At 46.5% G+C, this 5,620-nt stretch carries 6 protein-coding genes; 1 reads left to right on the top strand and 5 read right to left on the bottom strand.

Annotated features, from left to right (window positions below; translation table 11 throughout):
* A partial coding sequence (locus Q0241_RS20720; RefSeq protein ID WP_299380986.1) for an EAL domain-containing protein occupies positions 1–439 on the top strand: 439 nt, incomplete at its 5' end.
* On the opposite strand, the gene Q0241_RS20715 is transcribed toward Q0241_RS20720, so the two are convergent.
* The 5 genes from Q0241_RS20715 to Q0241_RS20695 form a co-directional block, all read right to left on the bottom strand.
* Positions 426–917, bottom strand: a complete 492-nt coding sequence (locus Q0241_RS20715) for a hypothetical protein (RefSeq protein ID WP_299380985.1) — start codon at positions 915–917, stop codon at positions 426–428. The two genes, Q0241_RS20720 and Q0241_RS20715, sit on opposite strands and share 14 nt — an antisense overlap.
* Before the next feature lie 22 nt (positions 918–939).
* Positions 940–1,749 (bottom strand): 5-deoxy-glucuronate isomerase, encoded by an 810-nt coding sequence (gene iolB, locus Q0241_RS20710; protein ID WP_299380984.1) that lies wholly within the window; start codon positions 1,747–1,749, stop codon positions 940–942.
* Positions 1,750–1,798: 49 nt separating this feature from the next.
* Positions 1,799–2,686 carry a myo-inosose-2 dehydratase gene (gene iolE, locus Q0241_RS20705; RefSeq protein ID WP_299380983.1) on the bottom strand — a complete coding sequence of 296 codons (888 nt, stop codon included), beginning with the start codon at positions 2,684–2,686 and terminating at the stop codon, positions 1,799–1,801.
* A 4-nt stretch (positions 2,687–2,690) separates the two neighbouring features.
* Positions 2,691–4,538 (bottom strand): 3D-(3,5/4)-trihydroxycyclohexane-1,2-dione acylhydrolase (decyclizing), encoded by a 1,848-nt coding sequence (gene iolD / locus Q0241_RS20700; RefSeq protein ID WP_299380982.1) that lies wholly within the window; start codon positions 4,536–4,538, stop codon positions 2,691–2,693.
* 102 nt (positions 4,539–4,640) lie between these two features.
* On the bottom strand, positions 4,641–5,620 hold a 980-nt coding region (locus tag Q0241_RS20695), incomplete at its 5' end, for a 2-deoxy-5-keto-D-gluconate 6-phosphate aldolase domain-containing protein (RefSeq protein ID WP_299380981.1).

Below are 5,620 nucleotides of genomic sequence, written 5' to 3'. Positions count from 1 at the left end.
GTCAATTATTGAAAATGCGGGCATTGGTACATCTGCGATTGAGATAGAGGTAACAGAATCTATTTCCGCAGATGAGGAGAGAGCCATTGATGTTTTAAAGCAATTACAGGACAAGGGTTTTAAAACTGTTCTAGATGACTTTGGAACAGGCTATTCATCTTTGAGCTATTTACAAAGATTACCCATTACAGGACTAAAAGTTGATAGAGCGTTTGTGAAGAGTCTTGGCGAAGATAAATCTACTGATACAGTTTTCAAGTCGGTTATTGATATAGCTTCTGCGTATGCCTTATCTGTTGTTGTTGAAGGTGTTGAAACCGAAAAGCAGAGGTTAACAGCTTTGGAGCTGGGGGCTGTTATTGGTCAAGGGTACTTTTGGCATAAGCCCTTGGAAATTAGGGAATCTGAAAAGTTATTACGTGATACTACAGGCGTTTAAGCAAGAGGGGGGATATTTTTCGTAATTTTGTGTGGGTCAAGAAGGTGAGCGTGCCATACCCTGCAATGGTATCATTCTTTTTCCGGCAGGGCGTAACTTCTTCATTGAAGCGTTCTATAAAACCCGGATTATGAAGTAAAAAGCGGTTCGAAAAATATACACCAAGAGGTTTGTTTTTTAGGTCCACTTTTCGAACATGTTCAAGCTGATCAGTTTTATGTAAGAGCCGATCCATAACAAGTTCGTTTGCCAGAACAGCTTCGAAACGGTCGCTCAATAACATTCTAAGTAAGCTCTTTGTGTCTGTCGCTGGTGTATTAGAAACGTTATAGTCGTTGGCAATCAGCCATTTATGCATATTCGCGCCTAGAAAACTGGAAACGTTAGCGTTCTTTTTAAAATCGTTGGATTGTGGATCAAGAGAGGATCCTTTGCGAAGATACCAAGTCCATGTTTGTTCCGCAATTGCCTTTGTCATCACAGCATAGCTATCGCGAAATTTATTTTAACATCCATTCATGATCTGGGTCGTTATGGAATTTCCAAATTCGCTTGGGGCCAGCCATCACATTGAGATAGTATAGATCGTACCCATGGGGAGCACCACAGGGGTGATAACCTTCTGGTACCAAAACGACATTACGATCTTCTACAGCAAAAGTTTCATCCAGTGATCTGTCATCAGTATAAACACGCTGGAAGGCAAAACCCTGTGATGGATTTAGGCGGTGATAATAAGTCTCTTCCAATAAGGATTCATTTGGCAATGCATCTTGATCATGTTTGTGAGGCGGGTAGGAAGACCAGTGCCCGCCAGGAGTTATGACTTCGACAACAAGCAGGCTGTCTGCGGGCTCTGTTTCGGGCAGAATATTGGCAACATGCCGAATGTTTGTGCCTTCTCCCCGTGTTTCTCTACTTGCTTTTCCCGGTGAAATTACACGGGGTTCCAACCGTTCGTCAGATGTGGATGTTACAGGGGCAGAGCATACGGCCAGTTCGACATCGGTTTCTGTGGTTAAAGACCATTTGCAGCCTCCGGGAATATAAACGGACCAAGGATCGCCTTCGAAGGGGGACATGCGTTCGCCAAGAGATCCAAAATCCTGACCATCCACACTTACCTTGCCTTTCCCGGACACAAAGACGAGACAGACTTCACGATCCGTTGTCTGTTCTGAAATGGTTTGACCTTTTAAAAGCTTGTGCACATCAAAGCCAACATACGTCCACTCGGCACTTTCAGGGGTAACTTCGATAATTTTTCCGCTGTTGTCGGGCGCTGATGGCTTTACAAGTAGGTGGCTCATGATTGTTTCTCGTGCGATTGTGGGGGTGAGTGGTTATTTGCTTGGACTGTTAATCTAAAAGGTTGGCTTCCTGCAGGTACTTGACCAAATTGGCATAGCCCAGCTTTGCAAAGCTAAGCGCTGAAGTTTCTTCTGAATACTGTTCAGCCTCGACGATGACCCAGCCTTGATACCCCTGAAGTTCTTTAAGTGTGGTGGTGAAATCAATCATACCATCGCCGGGGACAGTATAGACACCGGCAATTACAGCTTCAAGGAAGCTCATATTCTTGTCGGCTGCTTTTTTCATTATATCCGAGCGGATGTCTTTTGTGTGTACATGACTGATCCGATCCTTGTAACGCCCTGCCAGTGTCGCGGGATCAGCCCCGCCCCATGTTGCGTGTCCTGTATCCAAAAGCAAATGGACTGAAGGCCCTGTGACACGCATAAAATTGTGAATGTCTTCTTCGGATTGCACAATGGTACCCATGTGATGATGATACACAAGGCGGACACCTTCGGCCAAAGTCGCGTCACCGATCTCTGTCACCCGGTTACCAAATTCGACCCAATCTTTGTCATGTAAGACAGGTCGTTTGGAAAGGGGGATGTTTATGTCGCCGTGAATGGCGTTTGATGTTTCGGCAAAAACCAGAACGTCAGCACCACAACCTTTTAGAAGATCCAGATGTGGCCGCAGGTTCAAAAGCTCATCTTTGACACTGCGTGTTAACAGTTCAGAAGAATACCAACCGGACACAAGGCTGTGGCCGTATTCAGCAAGCGTAGCCTTTAGTGTTTCACTTTTGCGCGGGAACTTGTTGCCAAGTTCCATACCGACAAACCCGGCTTCCTGCGCTTCACGAAGACATTGTTCAAGCGGAATATGACCACCGAGTTCCGTCATGTCATCGTTTGACCAACCAATAGGGTTGGCCCCAATGCGAATGGTCATGAATTTAATCTCCGATACGTTGTTGCTTGAGCGCGGTTTCATAGTTTTTACGCGCAGAGTTTACATTTTTGTCTGATGATACTTCCGGAACGGCGACATCCCACCAGTGCCCGCCAGCTTCTGTCGAAGCCAATGGATCTGTATCGATCACAATGACGGTAGTTTTATCTTTATTTTTGGCTTGTTCTAACGCTGCTTCCAACTCATCAATTGTGCTGACTTTTGACGCACTTGCTCCCAAACTTTCTGCGTGGGCTTTAAAATCAATATCTGGCAAGGATTGATGATTGGTATGTTCCAATAGATTGTTGAACGAAGGGTTTCCTGTGCCCCGTTGCAGGCGATTGATGCATCCATAGCCACGGTTGTCCAGAACGACAATTGTTAGTCTCTGCCCGAGTAGCACAGAGGTGGCAATTTCGGAATTCATCATCAAATAAGAGCCATCGCCAACCATGACGATGACTTCCTGGTCTGGATTGGCAAGCTTGACGCCAAGGCCGCCTGCAATCTCATACCCCATACAGGAATAGCCATATTCAACATGGTAAGTTCCGGGCACCGAGGCCTGCCATAGTTTATGTAATTCGCCGGGCAATCCCCCAGCTGCACAGACAACAATGCTGTCTTTGGGGGATGATCGTTGAACAGCACCGATGACTTGGGCATCAGAGGGATAAAGATCGGGCGTTGAGGCTGTAACCTTGTTGGCGTCATTAAGCCAACTTTGGTATGCGTTGTGTCCTAAGGTGGCCCACTCATCCGGTGCCTGCCAATTCTCAAGCTTTGTACTTAGCTGTTGTAACGTACTTTGGGCATCACCAACCAACGGCAGAGACCGATGTTTTGTGGCATCAAAACTTTGTACGTTGATACCAATAAACCGACGATCTGGATTTTTGAAAAGTGCCCACGATCCGGTTGTGAAATCCTGAAGTCTCGTTCCGACAGCGAGGATGAGGTCGGCTTCTTCGGCGAGTTTATTTGCGGCGGAGGTACCTGTTACGCCGATTGCCCCCATGTTCATTGGGTGATCGTGGGGAAGGGCTGATTTCCCTGCCTGCGTTTCTGTGACGGGTATCTTATGCTTTTCTGCAAAAGATCGAAGAGCATCACATGCTTTGGAATAGTGGACGCCACCCCCTGCAATTATCAAAGGTTTTTTGGCTTCCTTCAAAGATGAAAGCGTTATTTCGAGTTCTTTGACATCAGCAGTAGGACGCCGAATGTACCAGATCTTTTCTTCGAAGAAACTTTCTGGGTAATCATAGGCTTCGGCTTGGGTGTCTTGGCAAAGGGACAATGTTACAGGACCACAATCAGCCGGATCTGTGAGAACATTCATGGCTCTGTTTAGGGCGGGTATAATCTGTTCAGGACGTGTGATGCGATCAAAGTATCTGGATACGGGCTTGAAACAATCATTTGCCGAGATTGTACCATCCCCAAAGTTTTCGATTTGTTGAAGGACGGGGTCAGGATTTCTGTTGGCAAAAACATCACCGGGTAACAGTAAAAGTGGTAGGCGGTTGACGTGGGCCAATGCAGCAGCCGTGACCATGTTTGTTGCGCCGGGGCCAATGGAGGTTGTACAGGCCATCATACGTTGGCGTTGCTTTGATTTGGCAAAGGCAATCGCTGCGTGTGCCATACCTTGTTCATTGTGCGCCCGGTATGTGGGAAGTTTATCCTGAACCTGATAGAGAGCTTCACCCATTCCTGTGACGTTTCCATGCCCAAAGATTGCCCATACTCCGGCAAAGATAGGTTCGACCTTGTTATCAATTTCAATTTTCTGAACACTTAAAAATCGGGCAACAGCTTGCGCCATTGTTAATCGTATCGTTTTCATCTGTCTTAATCCGGTCTGTTCAGACTTCTATTCTGTAAGCAAAATGAAGTATGACATATTTTGTTTCTTGGGTTTCAGTTCTTGTTGTCAGGGTGTTCCTACTTAGGAAAAGCGCGTAGCTTTTTCTACTTCGATCCAGGAATCTGTCAGACGTTGGAATTTATTCTCCATGTCTGCGATTGCGGCTTCGTCATCAATCTCTCCTTGTAACCATGCATTGGCCGCTTCGGCAAAGATTGTACGGCCCACGGCAAAACCCTTGACCCAAGGAGACGATATTGCCGAGGCAAAGGCTTCTCTTAGCTGTTCTTCAGGAGCTTCAAGTCCGAGAAGAACAATGCCCCGGCAATAAACGTCATTTTCCTCTATCACCTTGCTGATATTTTGCCAGGCAATTTTGCTGGTTTGTGGTTCCAGTTTCCACCAGTCCGGCTTGATGCCCAGTTCGTAAAGTCGGGACATGACTTTTGAAACAGTTTCGTCGCCAAGAGGACCGTTTTTGCCCGCGATAATTTCAATAAGAAGCTCGCGTCCAATTTTTCTGGCTGCTTCATGAAGACGCAAAAGAGATTTCTCTTGTTGTTCTCTGATGTTTTTTTCGTCGTCAGGGTGGTAGAAGCAAAGGCATTTGACAACATGGTCAACGGGCCATTCGTTCAGGTGTGATCCCAAGTCTTTAATCTTGTCAAAGTCCAGAGGGTGTGATCCGGGTAATTCGACGGGACGGCCAATCCATAAGGGTTCTTTTTCGGCGTCAAAAAGTGCTTTGACACCATAGGTACTGTCTAGAAGCATACCATAGTTCGGACGACCCTGAGCAACGTTACTGGCAGCTTTCACCGCGAGCTGTTTAAGCGCTGGGATGCGATCACGGGATACCCCTGCGCGATCAGCCATGTCTTCTAATTGAGATCTGTGATCTATGGCAAAGGCCATAAGGCTTTTATCTGTGGGACGTCGTGTGGTTGCCCAGTGAATGTGGTTGATATCTTGATCTTTGCGCAATGCGCGATGTTTACTTCCAGCTTTCAGAAAATACTGTAATTCATCCCAAGTTGGAATTTCCGGGGAACAGAGCAGAC

Origin of the sequence: uncultured Kiloniella sp., from assembly GCF_937128705.1 — a bacterium.
Classification (GTDB): Bacteria; Pseudomonadota; Alphaproteobacteria; order Kiloniellales; family Kiloniellaceae; genus Kiloniella.
Note: the sequence above shows the minus strand (reverse complement) of the source record. Positions and strands in the feature narration are given on the sequence as shown.

Coding starts and splice junctions, on each gene's coding strand:
- Q0241_RS20715 (WP_299380985.1), bottom strand. CDS start 917: ATGACAAAGGCAATTGCGGAACAAACATGGACTTGGTATCTTCGCAAA.
- iolB (WP_299380984.1), bottom strand. CDS start 1,749: ATGAGCCACCTACTTGTAAAGCCATCAGCGCCCGACAACAGCGGAAAA.
- iolE (WP_299380983.1), bottom strand. CDS start 2,686: ATGACCATTCGCATTGGGGCCAACCCTATTGGTTGGTCAAACGATGAC.
- iolD (WP_299380982.1), bottom strand. CDS start 4,538: ATGAAAACGATACGATTAACAATGGCGCAAGCTGTTGCCCGATTTTTA.